This is a genomic window from Pseudomonas sp. R11-23-07 (assembly GCF_003852295.1).
GTDB lineage: Bacteria > Pseudomonadota > Gammaproteobacteria > Pseudomonadales > Pseudomonadaceae > Aquipseudomonas.
In genome coordinates this window covers 995,379-1,012,371 of sequence record NZ_CP027761.1, presented here as the reverse complement: position 1 = coordinate 1,012,371, position 16,993 = coordinate 995,379, and the positions used below count along the sequence as shown (strand labels likewise).

Below are 16,993 nucleotides of genomic sequence, written 5' to 3'. Positions count from 1 at the left end.
TTAGATCCAGCCACCGGCCTGCAACACGAAGATCCCGATATTGGTGGTCACCGCGGCCATCAGCGTGGTGATCACGATAATCGCTGCCGCCAGTTCATGATTGCCTTCGGCGGCCCTGGCCATCACGAAGCTTGCGGCCGCCGTCGGCGCGCCAAAGTACAGGAACAAAATCCCCAGCTCCGGCCCCCGGAACCCCAGCAGCCACGCGCCCCCTGTGGCGATCACCGGCAGCCAGACCATCTTCATCAGGCTCGCGCTCAATGCCATCTTGCCGCTCTTGCGCAGCGCCGCCAGGGACAGGGTGCCGCCGATGCAAATCAGCGCCAACGGCAAGGTGGTGTTGGCCAGGTACTGCAGGGATCTTTCCAGCCAGCCGGGCAGGCCGAGCTGGAAATAGGCGAACGGCGCCGCGACGAACACGCTGATGATCAGCGGGTTGGCCACCACACTCTTGAAGATGCTCCATGGGTCGGACTTGATCACCGGGCTGTACACCGCCAGCACAATGGTCGACAGGGTGTTGTAGAACAGGATCACCAGTGCCGCGAGGATCGCTCCGAGGGAGATACCGTAGTCGCCGTACATGCTGGCAGCCAGCGCCAGGCCGATTACCCCGTTATTGCCACGAAACGCGCCCTGGGTGTAGATGCCCCGGTCTTCGCGCTTGCAGCGCATAATCGCCCAGCCCCACGCCATGGCAAAGCTCACCAGCGTGGCCACGGCAAAGTAGATCAGCAAACCCGGCTTGAGCGCTGAATGCAGGTCGGCATGCAGGATGCCGAGAAACAACAGCGCCGGCATGGTGACGTTGAACACCAGGGACGAGGCGGTATGGATAAAGTTGTCGTTGATCCAGCGGATGCGCTTGAGCAGCACACCGAGGAAGAGCATGGCGAACACCGGCGCGGTGATGGTGAGCGTGGTGAGGAAGATTGCCAGCATGCAGGGGAGAACCTTGGTGAGCGTCGTTAGTTGGCTAATGATAAGCCATACAGCTCGATGGTGCCTGGTAGACCGCTATCGGAGGCAAGTCGAATCGTCGCACCGCCCCTCCCACATTTTGACCGCATTTATCCTGTAGGAATGCGGTCGAGTGTGGGAGGGGCTTGCCCCCGATAGCAGGCGGCCCGGTCTCAGGTTATTGGCGCCGGGTTGAACAATGTGATGTCGTTATGCAGCTTGTGCCGCTCCGCCCACGTCTGTTTCTTGCCGCTGGCCACATCCAGGTAGAAGTGAAACAGCTCCCAGCCCAGCTCTTCGATGCTCGCGCGCCCGGTGGCGATACGCCCGGCGTCGATATCGATCAGGTCCGGCCAGCGCTGGGCCAGCTCGGTGCGTGTCGACACCTTGACCACCGGCGCCATCGCCAGGCCGTAAGGTGTGCCACGCCCGGTGGTGAACACGTGCAGGTTCATGCCCGCCGCCAGTTGCAAGGTGCCGCAGACAAAGTCACTGGCCGGGGTTGCGCAAAAAATCAGGCCCTTGCCCTTGACGCGTTCGCCAGGGCCGAGCACGCCGTTGATCGCGCTGCTGCCGGATTTGACGATGGAGCCCAACGACTTCTCGACGATATTCGACAGCCCGCCCTTCTTGTTGCCCGGCGTGGTATTGGCGCTGCGATCCGCCTCGCCCTTAGCCAGGTAACGGTCGTACCAGTCCATTTCCCTGACCAGCTCCTGGGCGACTTCCTTGCTCTGAGCCCGAGACGTCAGCAGGTAAATAGCGTCACGGACTTCCGTCACTTCGGAAAACATCACCGTGGCCCCGGCACGCAACAACAGGTCTGACGCATACCCCAGCGCCGGATTGGCGGTGATGCCGGAAAAAGCATCACTGCCGCCGCATTGCATGCCCAGGATCAGCTCGGACGCGGGCACCGTTTCGCGGCGGCGCTGGTCGAGCTTTTTCAAGCGCACCTCGGCCAGCGCCATGATCTGCTCGATCATCTCGGTAAAACCGTGGCTGGAATCCTGCAACCGGTACAGCCAAGGCTCGCTCAGGTCGACGGAGCTGTCGTTGTCGTGCATCACTTGCCCGGCCTGCAATTTCTCGCAGCCCAGGCTGATCACCAGGGCTTCGCCGCCCAGGTTCGGGTTGCGCGCCAGGTTGCGCACGGTACGGATCGGGATGTAGGCGTCCGTGGCCGTGATCGCCACACCGCAGCCGTAGCTATGGGTCAGCGCCACGACGTCATCGACGTGCGGGTACTTGGGCAGCAATTCATCCTTGATGCGCTTGACGGCATGGTCCAGCACGCCGGTCACGCACTGCACCGTGGTGGTGATACCGAGGATATTGCGCGTGCCCACGGTGCCGTCGGCGTTGCGGTAGCCCTCGAAGGTAAAGCCTTCCAGCGGCGCCTGGGTTTCAGGCACCTCGGTGGACAACGGCAGGCTGTCCAGCGGCGGCGCGGTGGGCATGCGCAACTGGTCTTCCTGCACCCAGCTGCCACGCGGGATCGGCGCCAGCGCGTAGCCAATGGTCTGGCCATAGCGAATGATCTGGCCGCCTTCGGGAATGTCTTCCAGGGTTACCTTGTGGCTCTTCGGGATGAACTCCACAGTGACCAGGCCGTCCGGGAATTCGGTGCCGGCCGGGACGCCCTGGTCGTTCACCACGATCACTACATTGTCGCGCTCGTGCAAACGAATCGAGCGCGGCGAGTCGGCATGTTCAATCAACTGCATCACACGAACCTCAGGAATGCGCTTCGGTTAGGTTGGTCAACTCAGGGCCCTTGGCTGGCGGCTCTTTGAGTACTACACGCTTGATCGGGCCGACGATGACCAGGTAGCTGAACACCGCCACCAGCGCGTTGGCGCCGACGAACACCAGCGCCCACTTGAACGAACCGGTGGTGGCGATGATGTAGCCGATGACAATCGGCGTGGTGATCGACGCCAGGTTACCGAAGGTGTTGAACAAGCCGCCACTGAGGCCGGCGATTTGTTTCGGCGAGGTGTCGGACACCACCGCCCAGCCCAGTGCGCCAACGCCCTTGCCGAAGAAGGCCAGCGCCATGAAGCCCACCACCATCCATTCAACGTCGACGTAGTTACACGCAATGATGCTGCTGGACACCAGCAGGCCGGCAATGATCGGCGCCTTGCGAGCGAAGGTCAGGGAATGGCCCTTGCGCAGCAGGTAGTCGGAAATCACCCCGCCCAGCACGCCGCCGATAAACCCGCAGATGGCCGGCAGCGAGGCGATGAAACCCGCCTTGAGGATGGTCATGCCACGGTCTTGCACCAGATACACGGGGAACCAGGTCAGGAAGAAGTAAGTGATGCCGTTAATGCAATATTGGCCCAGGTACACGCCAAGCATCATGCGGTTGGTCAGCAACTGGCGGATATAATCCCACTTCGGTCCGTCAGTTTTCTTACCCTTGCCCTTGTCTTGGTCCATATCGACCATCGCGCCGTTGGCCGCGATGTAATCGAGCTCGGCTGTGTTGATCATCGGGTGCTGGCGCGGGCTGTGGATAACTTTCAGCCAGATCAGCGAGAACACGATGCCAATCACGCCCATCACGATAAACACGTGCTGCCAGCCGAAGCGGTAGACGATCCAGCCCATCAGCGGTGCAAACAACACCGTGGCGAAGTACTGCGCCGAGTTGAAGATCGCCGAGGCCGTACCGCGTTCGGCCGTGGGGAACCAGGCCGCCACAATCCGTGCGTTACCCGGGAAGGATGGCGCTTCGGCCAGGCCCACCATGAAGCGCAGCATGAACAGCGCAACCACGGCCGTGGAGATACCGAACTCACCGACATAGCCTTGCAGCACGGTGAACAGTGACCAGGTGAAGATGCTCAGGGCATAGACTTTTTTCGAGCCGAACCGGTCGAGCAGCCAACCGCCGGGAATTTGCCCGGCGACATAGGCCCAACCGAATGCAGAGAAGATGTAACCGAGGGTGACCGCGTCGATGCCGAGGTCTTTTTGCAGGCTGGAACCGGCGATGGCAATAGTTGCACGGTCGGCGTAGTTGATCGTGGTCACCAGGAACAGCATGAGCAGGATCAAATAGCGGACGTGGGTCGGCTTGGTCGCTTGCATGTAGAAGTACTCCCACTAATTATTTTTTTTGCGGGTAATTGTCTTGGTGTGTGCCGCCCCCTGTAGGAGCGAGCTTGCTCGCGAAAAGCGTCAACGAATACGCGGGCATTCAGGATGCACGCGGTGCCCTTGAGTTTTTCGCGAGCAAGCTCGCTCCTACAGGGATGCGAGTCTGTGTTGCGTATTACGAACCGATGTAGCTGGTTTTCACCACGGTGTAGAACTCTTGCGCATAGCGACCTTGCTCACGCGAACCGTAGGACGAACCCTTACGGCCACCGAACGGAACGTGGTAGTCCACGCCGGCGGTGGGCAAATTGACCATGACCATGCCGGCCTGGGAATGACGCTTGAAGTGGTTGGCGTACTTCAACGACGTAGTGGCAATGCCCGCCGACAAACCGAACTCGGTGTCGTTGGCCATGGCCAACGCCGCCTCGTAGTCGGCCACGCGCACCACGTTGGCGACCGGGCCGAAGATTTCTTCACGGCTGATGCGCATGGCGGCTTCGCTGTCGGCAAACAGCGTCGGCGCCAGGTAGTAGCCTTCGGTATCGCAGGTCACCAGACCGCCACCGCTGACCAGCCGCGCACCTTCGCTCTGGCCGATGTCGATGTACTTCATGTCCTGGTCCAACTGGGCCTGGGAGACCACCGGGCCGATGTCGGTACCGCTGTTGAGTGCGTGGCCGACTTTGATCGACTTCATGCGCTCGGCCATGGCCGCGACAAACTGGTCGTGGATGCCGGCGGTGACGATCAGGCGGCTGGATGCAGTGCAACGCTGGCCGGTGGAGTAGAACGCGCTCTGCACCGACAGCTCGACTGCCTGCTTGAGGTCGGCGTCGTCGAGAATGATCTGCGGGTTCTTGCCGCCCATTTCCAACTGCACCTTGGCCTGGCGCGACACGCAACTGACGGCGATCTGACGGCCCACGCCCACCGAACCGGTGAAGCTGATGCCGTCGACTTTCGGGCTGTTGACCAACACATCGCCCACAACGCGGCCGCTGCCCATCACCAGGTTGAACACCCCGGCAGGGAAACCGGCGCGGGAAATGATGTCGGCCAGGGCCCAGGCACAGCCGGGCACCAGTTCGGCCGGCTTGATCACCACACAGTTGCCATAGGCCAGGGCCGGGGCGATTTTCCAGGCCGGGATGGCGATCGGGAAGTTCCATGGGGTGATCAAGCCGACCACGCCGAGGGCTTCACGGGTAACTTCTACATTGACGCCCGGGCGCACCGACGGCACGTAGTCGCCGGACAGGCGCAGGCATTCACCGGCGAAGAATTTGAAGATGTTACCGGCGCGGGTCACCTCACCGATGGCTTCGGGCAGGGTCTTGCCCTCTTCCCGGGCCAGCAGGGTGCCAAGCTCTTCACGGCGGGCGAGGATTTCGCTGCCGACTTTGTCCAGCGCATCATGGCGCGCCTGGATGCCGGAGGTGGACCAGGCCGGAAATGCGGCGCGGGCGGCCTCGATAGCGGCGTTGACTTGGGCGACGTCGGCCTTGGCGTATTCGCCAATCACATCGGAAAGGTCCGACGGGTTGATATTGGTGCAGTAGTCGGTGCCGGTAACCCATTCACCGTTGATGTAGTTCTCGAAACGTTTTGCTTGGGACACGAATCTTCTCCTGACGCAAAAGGCCGCTGATTGCTCAGCGGCCTTGTTGATAAGTTATTGCGCGCCTTGCTTGTCGATCAGCGCGGCCAGGGCTTCGTATTCTTCCGGCAGCAGGTCGGTCAGCGGGGTGCGCACCGGGCCGGCGTCATAGCCGGCGATTTTCGCACCTGCCTTGACGATGCTCACGGCGTAACCGGCCTTGCGGTTACGGATGTCCAGGTAGGGCAGGAAGAAATCGTCGATGATCCGGGAGACAGTGGCGTGATCATCCTTGGCGATCGCGTGGTAGAAATCCATCGCGGTTTTCGGGATGAAGTTGAACACCGCCGAGGAGTACACCGGCACGCCCAGGGCCTTGTAGGCAGCGGCGTAAACCTCTGCGGTCGGCAGACCGCCGAGGTAGCTGAAACGGTCGCCGAGACGACGGCGGATCGACACCATCAACTCGATGTCACCCAGGCCATCCTTGTAGCCGATCAGGTTCGGGCAACGCTCGGCGAGGCGCTCGAGCAGCGGCGCGGTCAAGCGGCAGACATTGCGGTTGTACACCACCACGCCGATCTTGACCGATTTGCACACCGCTTCAACGTGGGCGGCAACCCCGTCCTGGCTGGCTTCAGTCAGGTAGTGCGGCAGCAGCAGCAAGCCCTTGGCACCCAGGCGCTCGGCCTCTTGAGCGTATTCGATGGCCTGACGGGTCGCGCCCCCGACACCGGCAAGAATCGGCACGCTGGTGGCGCAGGTATCAACAGCGGTCTTCACCACTTGGGAATATTCGCTGGCGGCCAGGGAGAAAAACTCACCGGTGCCGCCCGCAGCGAACAGCGCGGTGGCGCCGTATGGGGCAAGCCATTCCAGACGCTTGATATAGCCCGCCTGGTGAAAGTCACCCTGGGCGTTGAAATCGGTCACCGGAAAAGACAGCAGACCGTGGGAGAGGATGGACTTCAGTTCTTGTGGATTCATTATTCGAACACCCTGGGTAAAGACTTTCTGTCGAAAGGTTATTGTTGGTTTTGGTGATGTCGTACGTCATCGTACAACTATAAAAAGATTCGTCAACTGCAAATCGTCAGTGTCCACCTCAAGCTTGCCGATGAAGCAGACTTCTTGATCTACGGGTTTGTCCTTAACTCTCGGCCTGACTGTATATGCACACAGCCAACTAGAACGATGTCTTACGACATAGCGCGCCCTTGCAACAGGCGGTGGCCGCTCATCAAACCGGTACCGACCAGGCATTGGAAATGGCGTACGCCATGAATTGCGCCGCAAGGATGTGAATGATCTGAACGACAAGCGGGACAGGTGATGGGGGGCGATGGAGTACGCACGAGTTACTCAAGGATGACAAAACCGGCACGCCTCTTCCGTGGCTGGGCAGGACCATGGCCGTGCTTGATACCGCTCGTCAGAACTGTGAATTCTGACAGTACCCTCCCCACCCTCAGGCCCCCTAACGTGGTCAAGCCCACACGCACTTGCAGGGAGCATAGGCAACGTGCGGGCACTACCCTATTTTGTTCCTGCTCAATGAGGCTTGATCATGACAACTAAAATCCCGGTCAAATTCAAAGGCACCAAGAAAAATAGCACTGCGAACATTAGTATTGAGGAATTACCGAACAAAGGTGATTTTCTGAATCTGGATGGGCAGGTTTGGGAAGTACTGAAAAAGACGTTCGTTTATGACGCTGATGGCAGCGTTACAGGAATAGAATTCGATCTAGCCTGAACACGTCAGCTCACCCACGCTGCGCCTCTGCCTCTTCATGGGCATGGCGCAGCCGCTCCCGACTATTCGTCAAATGCAAGCGCATGGCCGCACGCGCCGCATCCGAATCCTGGCGCGCGATAGCCTCATAAATCTCTTCATGCTCGCGACTCAAGCGCCCCATGTAATGCTGCTGGTCATCATGGGCCAGACGCGCCGAATTCAGGCGGGTACGCGGAATGATGCTGGTGCCCAGGTGGGTCATGATGTCGGTGAAATAACGGTTGCCGGTGGACAGCGCTATTTCCAGGTGGAACGCAAAGTCTGACGCCACCGCATCACCCGCATGGGCCGCGCTTTCATTCAAGGCATCGAGGGCCGCACGCATCGCCGCCAGCTGCTCGTCACTGCGGCGCAAGGCAGCCAGGCCTGCCGATTCCACTTCCAGGCTGATCCGCAACTCCAGAATCGCCAACACATCGCGCAACGTCACCACGGTGGCCGGATCGATCCGGAAACCGCTCGGGCTTGGCGTGTCCAATACAAACGTACCGATACCGTGACGCGTCTCCACCTGCCCCGCCGCCTGCAAGCGCGAGATGGCCTCGCGCACCACGGTACGACTCACACCATGGGCCTCCATGATCGCCGACTCAGTGGGCAGCTTGTCGCCACGCTTGAGCTGGCCGTCGCGGATTTGTTCGGACAACACCGTGACCAATTCCTGGGCAAGGCTGCGGCGCTTGCGGGGCAGACGTGGGGCGGCGTTGGCGTTTTCCATGATGGATCATCTTTCTCGGCGAACTGAAGACGCATCATAGCCCATGGCGGTTGTACGATCACCGTTCCTGTCGAGACTTTCACTTCTGCGCGGCAGGCAAAAAAATGCCCCGGCAACCGCCGAGGCATTTTTCAGGCTCGCCCGAAGGCAGCAGCCGCTTACTTCACCACTTTCAAGCTCGGCCGGCCCGTAGGGCGCGGTGGCTCGTTATCGGGTGGCGGCACATCATCGCCGCCTTCGCTTTCGATCGTTTCGTCATCCTCGAAAGGCGACTCCAGATCGAACACCATGCCTTGGCCATTCTCACGGGCATAAATCCCGAGGATGGCGCCAATCGGCACAAACAGCGTATGCGGCACGCCGCCGAAACGCCCTTCGAAGCTGACCGCTTCGTTGTCCATGTGCAGGTGGCGCACGGCACTGGGCGATACGTTCAATACAATCTGTCCGTCACTGGCAAAACCCTGCGGAACCTGCACCGCAGGAAATTCGGAATTGACCAGCATGTGCGGGGTGCAATCGTTGTCCACAATCCACTCATAGAGCGCGCGGACCAGGTAGGGTCGACTGGAGTTCATCAGCGGCTCCTTAAGCCTTAGCGCATATCGCGTTCGACACCAGACAGACTCGCCTGGAAAGCCTCACGCGCAAACTGGCGCTCCATGTAATCAAGCAGCGGCTTGGCAGGCCGCGGCAGTTCAATGCCCATAATCGGCAAGCGCCAGAGTATGGGTAATAGGCAGCAATCCACCAAGCTTTGTTCCTCACTGAGGAAAAAAGGCTTGTCGGCGAACAGCGGCGAAACGCCGGTCAGGCTTTCGCGCAATTCCTTGCGCGCCACGACACGGGCCGGCTCTTTGCTGCGTGAATCCAGAATCACATCCACCAGCCGGCACCAGTCACGCTGGATCCGATGGATCAGCAGGCGGCTGTTGGCACGCGCCACCGGGTACACCGGCAGCAAAGGCGGATGCGGGTAACGCTCATCCAAGTATTCCATCACCACGGTTGACTCCCACAACGCCAGGTCACGATCGACCAGGGTGGGCAAGCTGCCGTAAGGGTTCACTTCGATCAGTTTCGGCGGCTGACGGCCCGCTTCCACACTGATGATCTCGGCGCTGACACCCTTCTCTGCGAGCACGATGCGTACTCGGTGGGAATAGTGGTCGGCGGGGTCGGAGTAACAGGCCAACCGGTTGGTCACGCCCATGGCGGTCCTCCTCGCTTGTTGAAATTATCGAAAGCTCAAAAACGAGCGCGCCCAGGGAGCATCTCTGTAACGTCCGGAACAACCGACGCTACGTGTTCAGAGATGCCGCTGGGCGCGCAAGATTAACAGCAATTGCTTACGGTTGGATCAATGCACATCCTTCCAGTACTCGCGCTTGAGCAGATAGGCGAATACGAAGAAGAAAGCCAGGTACAGCAAGACGTAGGTACCGATGCGCTGGTGCTGCAGTTTGACCGGGTTGGCCGAGTAGGCCAGGAAGGTCACCAGGTTCTTGACCTTCTCGTCGAACTGCTCTTCATTCAGCGTACCGGTCTTGGGCACGATGGTCAGTTGATCGCACGCTTCATGGGTCAGCGGCGTGCCGGTCAACGGATCATATTGCTTCTTGCCGTCTTCAACGACCTGGACTTGCTTGCATCCTACCACTTGGCGCCCCTGCAGGCCGACCAGAACGTTAGGCATGCCGACGTTCGGGAACACTTTGTTGTTCACGCCCCAAGGCCGGGCGGGGTCTTCGTAGAAGGATTTGAGGTAGCCATAGAGCCAGTCGGTGCCACGCACGCGCGCCACCAGGGTCAGGTCGGGCGGTGCTGCGCCGAACCAAGCCTTGGCGTCTGCCGGTTTCATGCCGATGTTCATGTGGTCGCCGACCTTGGCCCCGGTGAACACCAGTTTCTCCAGCATCAACTCATGGGGAATGCCCAAGTCATCGGCAACCCGCTCGTAGCGCTGGAACTTGGCGCTGTGGCAGCCCATGCAGTAGTTGGCAAAGGTACGTGCACCATCTTGCAAAGCGGCTTTATCGGCGACGTCGATGTCGACTTTTTCCAGTTCCGCGCCATGCTCGGCAGCCAAAGACAGGAGCGGCAGGGCCGCAAGCACTAATGCAGCAAATAATTTTTTCATCAGCCAGTCACCCTTTCCGGAACCGGTTTGGTCTTCTCGAGCCGGGTGTAGAACGGCATCAGAATGAAGTAGGCGAAGTACAGGAAGGTGCAGACCTGCGACAGCAACGTGCGCTCAGGGGTCGGCGCCAATACGCCCAGCACGCCCAGGATCACGAATGCAATGCAGAACACCCACAGCCAGATCTTGCTCAGCCAGCCCTTGTAGCGCATGGACTTGACCGGGCTGCGATCCAGCCACGGCAGCACGAACAGCACCGCGATCGCCGCGCCCATGGCGATCACGCCCATGAGTTTGTCGGGGATCGCACGCAGGATTGCGTAGAACGGCGTGAAGTACCAGACCGGGGCAATGTGCTCGGGCGTCTTGAACGCGTTGGCTTGTTCGAAGTTAGGCTTCTCGAGGAAATAACCACCCATCTCCGGGAAAAAGAACACGATCGAGCAGAAGACGAAGAGGAACACGACCACGCCGACAATGTCTTTCACGGTGTAATAAGGGTGGAATGGAATGCCATCGAGCGGGATGCCGTTCTCGTCCTTATGCTTCTTGATATCCACGCCATCCGGGTTGTTGGAGCCCACTTCATGCAGCGCCAGGATGTGCAGCACCACCAGGCCCAGGATCACGATCGGCAAGGCGACAACGTGCAAGGCAAAGAAGCGGTTCAGGGTAATGCCGGAGATCAGGTAGTCACCACGAATCCACTGGGTCAGGTCGTTGCCGATCACCGGGATCGCCCCGAACAGCGAGATGATCACCTGGGCACCCCAGTACGACATCTGGCCCCACGGCAGCAGATAGCCCATGAAAGCTTCGGCCATCAGCGCCAGGTAGATCAGCATGCCGAACACCCACACCAGCTCGCGCGGCTTCTGGTACGAGCCGTAGAGCAAGCCACGGAACATATGCAGGTAGACGACGATGAAGAACGCCGACGCGCCGGTGGAGTGCAGCAGGCGCAGGATCGAGCCGTACTCGACGTCACGCATGATGTATTCGACGGAGGCGAACGCCTCTTCCGCAGACGGCGTGTAGCTCATCGTCAACCACACACCGGTGACGATCTGGTTGACCAGCACCAGCAGTGCCAGGGAGCCGAAGAAGTAGAAGAAGTTGAAGTTTTTTGGCGCGTAATATTTGCTGAGATGGTCTTCCCACATTTTGGTGGCGGGGAAACGCGCATCCACCCAATCCATGAACTTGCTCATCACGCGTTCTCCTTATCGAGGCCAATGACAATGAGGTCGTCAGTTTCGTAGGTGTGCGGAGGAACCGGCAGGTTCAGGGGCGCGGGCTGAGACTTGTAGACACGGCCGGCAAGGTCGTAATGAGAACCGTGACACGGGCAGAAATAACCGCCGACCCAGTCCTTGCCCAAGTCGACAGGAGCGACTTCCGGGCGGAAGGTGGGTGAGCAACCCAGGTGGGTACACAGACCTACCAGCAACAGGATCTCTGGCTTGATCGAACGCACTTCGTTCTTGGCGTAGGCGGGCTGGTCGGAATTCTCGGATTTAGGGTCAGACAACTGGCCTTCGATCTTTTTCAGATTCCCCAGGATTTCCTCGGTACGACGAACAATGAATACCGGCTGGCCGCGCCATTCAGCAATCATCTGCTGCCCTGGCTCGATCTTGCTGACATTCACCTTCACCGGTGCACCTGCGGCTTTCGCCTTGGCACTGGGAAACCATGACCCCACGAACGGGACCGCAGCCCCCACCGCTCCTGCAGCACCCACCACGGATGTGGCTGCTACCAAGAAGCGACGCCGGCCTGCATTCACGCCGTCATTGCTCATTCAGTCCTCTCCCATCAGCTTTTTGGCCTGTTAAATCAGGCGTCTACTAAGTGTTGAATCTTTACTTATAAAAATTTTGACGGATGGTAATGAAAAGCCCCACGGATGACAAGGGAATTGCCCAGGCCACCACCCCCAGGCCTTGTAGTATAGGGGGTCTGTGGATGTGGCAAGTTGTCACGGCGAAAAATGTGCATAAATCGCAGGCAATAAAAAACGCCCAGCTCCGTGAGGAGGCTGGGCGTTTTTGTGGAACGTAAAGCGAATTAACGCTTCGAGTACTGCGGACGCTTACGCGCTTTACGCAGACCGACTTTCTTACGTTCAACTTCACGAGCATCGCGAGTAACGAAGCCAGCTTTGCGCAGAGCGCCACGCAGGGTTTCGTCGTACTGCATCAGAGCGCGAGTGATACCGTGGCGGATTGCGCCAGCTTGACCACTTACACCGCCACCGATAACGGTGACGTAGATGTCGAACTTTTCAACAGTCTCGGTCAGTTCCAGCGGCTGACGAACTACCATGCGGGCAGTTTCGCGGCCGAAGAAATTTTCCAGAGTGCGGTTGTTGATCGAGATGTTACCAGTGCCCGGACGCAGGAAAACGCGTGCGGTTGCGGTTTTGCGACGGCCAGTGCCGTAATTTTGAGTCGCCGACATAATGAACTATTCCGTTAAAACTTCAGTTCTTGGGGCTGCTGAGCAGCATGAGGGTGTACAGCGCCCGCATAGACTTTCAGCTTGCGAAACATATCGCGACCCAGTGGGCCCTTAGGCAGCATGCCTTTGACCGCGATTTCGATCGGGGCTTCAGGCTTCTTGGAGATCAGGCCTTCAAAGTTGGAAGACTTGATACCGCCTGGGAAACCGGAGTGACGGTAGTACATTTTGTCTTGCGCTTTGTTGCCGGTAACACGTACCTGCTCAGCGTTGATGATGACAATGTAGTCACCGGTATCAACGTGCGGGGTGTATTCAGGCTTGTGCTTGCCACGCAGACGGCTGGCGACTTCAGTGGCCAGACGACCCAGGGTCTGACCAGCGGCGTCGACGACAAACCAGTCGCGCTGAACTGTTTCCGGTTTTGCAGTAAAAGTTGTCATTCTTTAATAGCCTCAGGGGCCGCCCTGTAAATTAGACGGCGGATCTTACTGAATAGTGCGTACTTTGACAAGGTCAAAGGCAGCCGGATACAGACGCTATCGGGGGCTCGGGTCAGCGCGTCCGTTCAACGGCAAGATTCTTCGGCAGACGGCGCATCACTTCCACTGCAGAAAGAGGTGGGCAATTATGCAGATTGCGAAAAAAAATTCAACCTGCTTTTATGAATGTTTTCCCCTGAAGGAGTACCCGATGGATTATCGACAGCTGGGCCGGACCGATCTGAACGTGAGCGCGATTGCCTTGGGCACCATGACCTGGGGCGAGCAGAACAGCGAGCCAGAGGCCTTCGCACAGATCGAACGGGCCAAGGCCGCGGGCATCAACTTCCTCGACACGGCAGAAATGTACCCGGTACCGCCCAAGGCCGAGACCTACGCCACCACCGAGCGTTATATCGGTAATTACTTCAAGAGCCGTGGCGATCGCGCCGACTGGATCCTCGCCAGCAAGATCGCGGGCCCCGGCAACACCATCGACTATATCCGCGATGGCTACCTGCGCCACAACCGCAAGCATATCGTCGACGCCCTCGACGCCAGTCTCAAGCGCCTGCAGACCGACTGGATCGACCTCTATCAGTTGCACTGGCCGGAGCGCAGTACCAATTTCTTTGGCCAGTTGAGCTACAAACACAAGGACGAAGACGACCTCACCCCACTGGAGGAAACCCTTGAAGCGCTGGATGAGCAGGTCAAGGCCGGCAAGATCCGCCACATTGGCCTGTCCAACGAAACCCCGTGGGGCACCATGAAATTCCTGGCCCTGGCCGAAGCCCGTGGCTGGACCCGCGCGGTGTCGATCCAGAACCCCTACAACCTGCTCAACCGCAGCTTTGAAGTGGGCCTGGCTGAAATTGCCATCCGCGAACAATGCGGTTTGCTGGCCTACTCGCCACTGGCGTTCGGCATGCTCAGCGGCAAGTACGAAGGCGGTGCGCGCCCGGCCAAGGCGCGTCTGACGGAGTACAGCCGTTTCAGTCGTTATTTCAACCCACAGTCGGAAGCGGCGTGCAGCCGTTATGTGGCACTGGCGCGGGAGCATGGGTTGGACCCGGCGCAAATGGCGTTGGCGTTTGTGACGCAACAGCCGTTTGTGACCAGCAATATTATCGGGGCCACGAGCCTGGAGCAGCTGGACAGCAACATTGCCAGTGCTGACCTGAAGCTGTCCAAAGAGGTGCTGGAAGGGATTGAGGCGATCCAGAAGGATCATCCGAATCCGGCGCCGTGATTGATCGTTCCCACGCTCTGCGTGGGAATGCCGGCTTGGACGCTCCGCGTCCGCTGCAAGAGCCATGACGCGGAGCGTCATCTGAGGCATTCCCACGCGGAGCGTGGGAACGAGCATCACAGCGCCCGCGCAATAATCTCCTTCATGATCTCATTGGTCCCCGCATAAATCCGCTGCACCCGCGCGTCCGCCCACGCCCGCGCAATCGGGTATTCCCACATGAAGCCGTAGCCGCCGTGCAGTTGCACGCACTCATCGAGCACCTTGCATTGCAGGTCCGTGGCCCAATACTTGGCCATCGCCGCCGTGGGCACATCCAGCTTGCCTTCCAGGTGCAGCGCCAGGCATTTGTCCACGAACACACGGCCGATCTGAATCTCAGTGGCCATCTCTGCCAGCTTGAAGCGGGTGTTTTGAAAATCGGCTATCGCCTTGCCAAACGCCTTGCGCTCGCGGGTGTAATCCAGCGTCCACTGCAACGCCGCTTCGGCTGACGACAGCGCACCAATCGCCACCGTCAGCCGCTCCTGGGGCAACTCCTGCATCAAATATGCGAAGCCCATGCCGGCCTGGCCCAGCAGGTTTTCCCTGGGCACGCGTACATCCTGAAAGAACAACTCCGAGGTGTCCTGGGCCTTCATGCCGACCTTCTCCAGGCGCTTGCCCTTATCGAAGCCCGGCGTGTCGGCCTCGACCAGGAACAGGCTGGTGCCCTTGGCGCCGGCCTTGGGGTCGGTCTTGGCCACCACGATTACCAGCTCGGCCAGGTAGCCGTTGGTGATGAACGTCTTGGAGCCATTAATCACATAGTCATCGCCGTCCAGCACCGCCGTGGTCTTGACCCCTTGCAGGTCGGAACCGGCCCCAGGCTCGGTCATGGCGATGGCCGTGACCATTTCGCCGGAGATCAGCTTGGGCAAATATTTATGTTTCAGCGCTTCGCTGCCGTAATGCAGGATGTACGGCGCAACAATGTCCGAATGCAGGGAAAAGCCAATGCCGGTCAGGCCCAGGCGGCTGATCTCTTCGATCACGACCGCGCTGTAAAGGAAATCCGCGCCCAGCCCGCCGTATGCTTCCGGTACGTGCGAACACAGCATCCCCGCCTCCCCCGCCTTGTTCCAGAGGTTGCGGTCGATGTAACCCTGTTTCTCCCACTGCCCATGGAATGGCGCGGCGTCTTTTTCGAGGAAGGTACGCACGCTTTCGCGGAAGAGTTCGTGCTCCGGGCTAAATAAGGTTCTGGGAATCATGGCTCACCTGTGAGGATTGTCGGACAAGGACGGGCTCACAGAGCCTATGCCGCGAATGCGTCACGGGACACTGGACACATGCGACAAAAAATAAGACGATCCAGCCGTCTGGTGACCACTTTCCCCTATAAGAATAAATGAAATCATGTCTAACCAAATCTCCACGCCCTTGCGGCGCGTCAGCATCCTGGCCGTCGATCGGGTCTTCGCTTCAACCCTCATGCAAGCCAAGGATTTCTTCCATCTCGCCAGCCTGCGATATGGCAAGCAACAGGGCCTGGGCCTGACGCCCGCATTCGAGACGCGCCTGGTCAGCCCCGACGGGCAATCGGTACGCAGCTTCAGCAATGTGATCATGCCGGTGGACGGCGGCCTGGAAGATGCCGACATCATCGTGCTGCCCGCCTTCTGGGACGACTTCGAGGCCTTGTGCACCCGCTATCCACAGGTACTGCCCTGGCTGCGCGAACAGCACGCCCGCGGCGCCGTGCTGTGCGGAGAAGCCACCGGTGTGTTCTGGCTGGCCGAAGCCGGCCTGCTCGATGGCAAGGAGGCGACCACCTACTGGCGCTTCTTCACCGCCTTCAGCGAACGCTTCCCCAAGGTGCAACTCAACCAGGACAAGCACCTGACCGACGCCGATAACCTGTATTGCGCCGGCGGCACCACCTCCGCCTGCGACCTCTACATTTATTTGATCGAACGCTTCTGCGGCGCCAACATCGCCCAGGCCGTGGCCCGCGACATCCTGTATGAAGTGCAGCGCAGCTACTCGCCAGGGCGTATCGGTTTTGGCGGGCAGAAGCTGCACCAGGATGTGATCATCCTGCAGATCCAGCATTGGCTCGAAGAACACTTCGCCGACAAGTTCCGCTTTGAAGACGTCGCCCGGGAGCACGGCATGAGCATCCGCAACTTCATGCGACGCTTCCAGACCGCCACCGGCGACAAGCCGCTGCATTATCTGCAACGCCTGCGCATCGAGACGGCCAAGGGTCTGCTGTCGGGCAGCCGCAAGAGCATCAAGACCATCAGCTATGAGGTGGGTTATGACGATGCGAGTTTCTTTGCGCGGTTGTTCAGACAGCACACGGAGTTGTCGCCGAATCAGTATCGCCAGCAGTTCCAGCAGGCTGCGTAAGCAGGGGTTCATACAGGACAAATGTGGGAGGGGGCTTGCCCCCGATAGCGGTCTGTCAGTAACAGATGCACTGAC

17 protein-coding genes are annotated in these 16,993 nt (G+C 59.4%); 3 read left to right on the top strand and 14 right to left on the bottom strand.

The features are described from left to right. The 5 genes from C4J84_RS04390 to kdgD all read right to left on the bottom strand — a co-directional run bounded on the left by C4J84_RS04390 (position 1) and on the right by kdgD (position 6,658). Positions 1-942, bottom strand: a complete 942-nt coding sequence (locus C4J84_RS04390) for an AEC family transporter (RefSeq protein ID WP_124369654.1) — start codon at positions 940-942, stop codon at positions 1-3. 191 nt (positions 943-1,133) lie between these two features. Continuing rightward, positions 1,134-2,687, bottom strand: a complete 1,554-nt coding sequence (gene garD / locus C4J84_RS04385; RefSeq protein WP_124434971.1) for a galactarate dehydratase — start codon at positions 2,685-2,687, stop codon at positions 1,134-1,136. A 10-nt stretch (positions 2,688-2,697) separates the two neighbouring features. Next, entirely contained in the window at positions 2,698-4,062 is a 1,365-nt protein-coding gene (locus tag C4J84_RS04380) for an MFS transporter (RefSeq protein ID WP_124403081.1), read from the bottom strand. Between the two features lie 184 nt (positions 4,063-4,246). Next, the gene (locus C4J84_RS04375; RefSeq protein WP_124369652.1) at positions 4,247-5,692 is read right to left on the bottom strand and encodes an aldehyde dehydrogenase family protein; all 1,446 of its coding nucleotides are present in this window, start codon (positions 5,690-5,692) and stop codon (positions 4,247-4,249) included. A 54-nt stretch (positions 5,693-5,746) separates the two neighbouring features. After that, complete coding sequence (kdgD, locus tag C4J84_RS04370) at positions 5,747-6,658, bottom strand: 5-dehydro-4-deoxyglucarate dehydratase (RefSeq protein ID WP_057724545.1); 912 nt, start codon at positions 6,656-6,658, stop codon at positions 5,747-5,749. Positions 6,659-7,238: 580 nt separating this feature from the next. On the opposite strand from kdgD, the gene C4J84_RS04365 reads away from it, so the two are divergent. Further along, positions 7,239-7,427, top strand: a complete 189-nt coding sequence (locus C4J84_RS04365; RefSeq protein WP_124369651.1) for a hypothetical protein — start codon at positions 7,239-7,241, stop codon at positions 7,425-7,427. Positions 7,428-7,437: 10 nt separating this feature from the next. Here C4J84_RS04365 and C4J84_RS04360 read toward each other — a convergent pair whose 3' ends face one another. The 8 genes from C4J84_RS04360 to rplM form a co-directional block, all read right to left on the bottom strand. Further along, entirely contained in the window at positions 7,438-8,187 is a 750-nt protein-coding gene (locus tag C4J84_RS04360; protein WP_124434970.1) for a FadR/GntR family transcriptional regulator, read from the bottom strand. Between the two features lie 158 nt (positions 8,188-8,345). Beyond that, the gene (locus C4J84_RS04355; protein ID WP_124403078.1) at positions 8,346-8,765 is read right to left on the bottom strand and encodes a ClpXP protease specificity-enhancing factor; all 420 of its coding nucleotides are present in this window, start codon (positions 8,763-8,765) and stop codon (positions 8,346-8,348) included. A gap of 17 nt (positions 8,766-8,782) precedes the next feature. After that, positions 8,783-9,400 carry a glutathione S-transferase N-terminal domain-containing protein gene (locus tag C4J84_RS04350; protein WP_124361287.1) on the bottom strand — a complete coding sequence of 206 codons (618 nt, stop codon included), beginning with the start codon at positions 9,398-9,400 and terminating at the stop codon, positions 8,783-8,785. Positions 9,401-9,547: 147 nt separating this feature from the next. Further along, positions 9,548-10,327 (bottom strand): cytochrome c1, encoded by a 780-nt coding sequence (locus C4J84_RS04345; RefSeq protein WP_124369650.1) that lies wholly within the window; start codon positions 10,325-10,327, stop codon positions 9,548-9,550. Next, positions 10,327-11,538, bottom strand: a complete 1,212-nt coding sequence (locus C4J84_RS04340) for a cytochrome bc complex cytochrome b subunit (RefSeq protein ID WP_003171746.1) — start codon at positions 11,536-11,538, stop codon at positions 10,327-10,329. Before C4J84_RS04340 ends, C4J84_RS04345 begins: the two co-directional genes overlap by 1 nt. Then, a complete protein-coding gene (gene petA / locus C4J84_RS04335) occupies positions 11,538-12,131 on the bottom strand; it encodes a ubiquinol-cytochrome c reductase iron-sulfur subunit (RefSeq protein ID WP_034118089.1) in 594 nt (197 codons plus the stop codon). Before petA ends, C4J84_RS04340 begins: the two co-directional genes overlap by 1 nt. Before the next feature lie 266 nt (positions 12,132-12,397). Continuing rightward, a complete protein-coding gene (rpsI, locus tag C4J84_RS04330; protein ID WP_003216038.1) occupies positions 12,398-12,790 on the bottom strand; it encodes a 30S ribosomal protein S9 in 393 nt (130 codons plus the stop codon). Positions 12,791-12,804: 14 nt separating this feature from the next. Beyond that, positions 12,805-13,233 (bottom strand): 50S ribosomal protein L13, encoded by a 429-nt coding sequence (gene rplM / locus C4J84_RS04325; RefSeq protein WP_003171742.1) that lies wholly within the window; start codon positions 13,231-13,233, stop codon positions 12,805-12,807. A 250-nt stretch (positions 13,234-13,483) separates the two neighbouring features. Here rplM and C4J84_RS04320 point away from each other — a divergent pair, with 250 nt between their 5' ends. Then, the gene (locus C4J84_RS04320) at positions 13,484-14,524 is read left to right on the top strand and encodes an NADP(H)-dependent aldo-keto reductase (protein WP_124365822.1); all 1,041 of its coding nucleotides are present in this window, start codon (positions 13,484-13,486) and stop codon (positions 14,522-14,524) included. Positions 14,525-14,640: 116 nt separating this feature from the next. On the opposite strand, the gene C4J84_RS04315 is transcribed toward C4J84_RS04320, so the two are convergent. Next, positions 14,641-15,777 (bottom strand): acyl-CoA dehydrogenase family protein, encoded by a 1,137-nt coding sequence (locus tag C4J84_RS04315; protein WP_124434969.1) that lies wholly within the window; start codon positions 15,775-15,777, stop codon positions 14,641-14,643. A 220-nt stretch (positions 15,778-15,997) separates the two neighbouring features. On the opposite strand from C4J84_RS04315, the gene C4J84_RS04310 reads away from it, so the two are divergent. Then, entirely contained in the window at positions 15,998-16,918 is a 921-nt protein-coding gene (locus tag C4J84_RS04310; protein ID WP_177412769.1) for a GlxA family transcriptional regulator, read from the top strand. The last annotated feature ends 75 nt before the right edge of the window (positions 16,919-16,993 follow it).